This is a genomic window from Butyrivibrio sp. (genome assembly GCF_024699075.1).
Map to the genome: position 1 here is coordinate 1 of NZ_JAILQF010000475.1, position 2,292 is coordinate 2,292.

General features: G+C 43.1%; 1 protein-coding gene. It reads right to left on the reverse strand.

The features are described 5' to 3' along the window. Positions 1–2,276, reverse strand: a 2,276-nt coding sequence (locus K6G87_RS18960; protein ID WP_296840800.1) for a GH36-type glycosyl hydrolase domain-containing protein, incomplete at its 3' end; no start/stop codon positions are given. Positions 2,277–2,292 lie beyond the last annotated feature (16 nt).

The following is a 2,292-nucleotide window of genomic DNA, read 5'->3' on the forward strand; positions in this document are numbered from 1 at the left end:
CCAAAGTCTGTATTGAGTCTGTATCCGCCTGCGTCCTTGTCAAAAAGGAGCTTATCTGCGCTCTTACATATCTTCTCTATCTGGTCATCTGTTGCTGTGCCGTTCATGATGGAGAAGACCTGGCCTGTGAGCATCATGTTCTTATGTCCGGGGATCGAGAGATCCAGTGCTCTGCCGCTGTTGTCATAATAGCTGTTATACCAGCCAAGTACGCTTTCATTATGATCACGCTGTTTCTTATCATCAGGATTTGCAGTATCAGGTTCTGTATGATCTTCTAACCACTCATTGTGTCTTATGTGGTTTATGATCCACATTCCTTTATGACGAAGGTTTGATGACAGGCTCTTTATATCTATACCGATAGTATTACCTGTGATATCTCCGGATACTTTTGACAGGAATCCTTCCAGTATATTTTCTTTACTTTTGATATCTTCATAGATAGTTTCATCATCTATAAGAAGGGCTCCAAGTTCTTCAAAGACGTATATCTTGTCACTTTGAAGTCTGCCTGATTCCAGCATATCTGCAAGGTGTATAAGGTTTCCTGCATAGGCATTTGCAAATGCTACGCTTTCGCCTCTATCGCCTGCCATATCCAGCGCATCATTCCAGTCTGCATCTCGTATCTTTATGATATTGTGCTCTCCAACTTCCCAGAAAGAGGAGAGATTTTGAAGGAGTATGTGCTCTAAGACGCTGCCTGTATACTTGTCTCCATTTACCTGTCTAAGTGCGTTGTCATCTCTTATAAGCTCAGGATTAACTTTTAAACCTCTAAAGATCTGCTTGTCGCAAAAGTATCCGCACTTCTCGTTTAAGAACTCTATATCTCCTGTCTGGTCTATATAGAGTCTTGTTGTTATAAATGGCCATACGCCGTGATCCATCCATACTCTTGTGATTGAGTTTCTGTCAGCTTTGAACTCGCCGGGGCCATCTCCTATGATCGTTGCATTGGTGCCATCGATTCTGACTCCCTGATAGTTACCAAGCAGCATCTGCCTTACTCCGGAAGGGTCCATAAGAAGGAGTGCAAGGCAGTCCTGCCACAGGTCTCGCCAGCCTCTGCCACCTTTGCCATAGTCGTGGTGAGGAAGGAAAGAGCATCCGAATATCCTTCTAAGTTCCGGCTGAAAAGCTACCCATCTCATGAAGCCGTCAAAATATGAATCACCTGTTGTTATCTTGATATTGACCTTACTGATCCAGTAGCTTCTGGTTCTTTCAAGGCTTTCATATACTTTGGAAGGCGTAGCCAGATCTTCTCTAACCTTTCTAAACTCATCATCTTCTTTGTAAATACCTGCATATACTATGTAAGTCTTATCTTCACCGGGCTTTAGGTGCGCCTTTTCAAAACTTATGGCACCTATTATCTCCTGGCCGCTTGCATCCTTACATTCGTGGAAGTTATGGACTGCCACTTCCTCGTCCTTCTTATCTGATATAGTCTTATTACCATCACGATCACCAAGTGAAATATCATTTATATACTTATGATCGTCATCATCAGATGCTGACTTCCTGATTACATACTCCGGCCAGTCGGGAGTTCCGTCTCCGATGAAGTCGTCAAGTACCGGTACGACCTTAACAGGATTCTCTGCAATTTCTTTACTTCCTATGCCGTATCCTTCGACGAAGTATCTGCTGTCTGCCAGATTGTGTCCTCTCTCGTCAAAAGACAGAGTTGGCGCATCTATTATGCCCTTATCTGTGATATATGTCCTTCCAAGAAGTGATGTTACATGCCTGTGGTCTCTTAAGTTGTCAGCACTTCTTCCATATACAGGGATAGCCGGTATGAAGGTTATGTCCATATCCTTATCACCTGCATTTGACAGCTTTACTATATGAACTTCAACGTTTTGATCGTATGGAACGAATGAAGTTATCTCTGACTTAATACCAAGTTTTTTATTTTCTCTTTCTACCTTGTGCCACATGAATCCGGCAGTAACCTTACAAGGCTCCCTATCATCAGTTAGTCTATCTACATTCTGTGATGCACTGCTGCCGTTTGCAGACCATGGCGCCCCATTAACAAGGCACCAGAAATTCCTGGTAAGTCTGTTATTATTAAGGTTCTCAATGCTCATGGGTTCCAAGAGGAAGTGGTTCTGATCGATCTTGGAATCCCCGGACAGAAGGGGTGTCACGCAGCTCTTAAGGCCGCGCTCACTTGCAAGCGGAAAATACAGATTGTTACAAAGATCCGCATCCTCAAGCTCAAATGTTCCGTTTTTATCAAGGAATTTAACTTTATTCATTCATCTCCTACCTTTT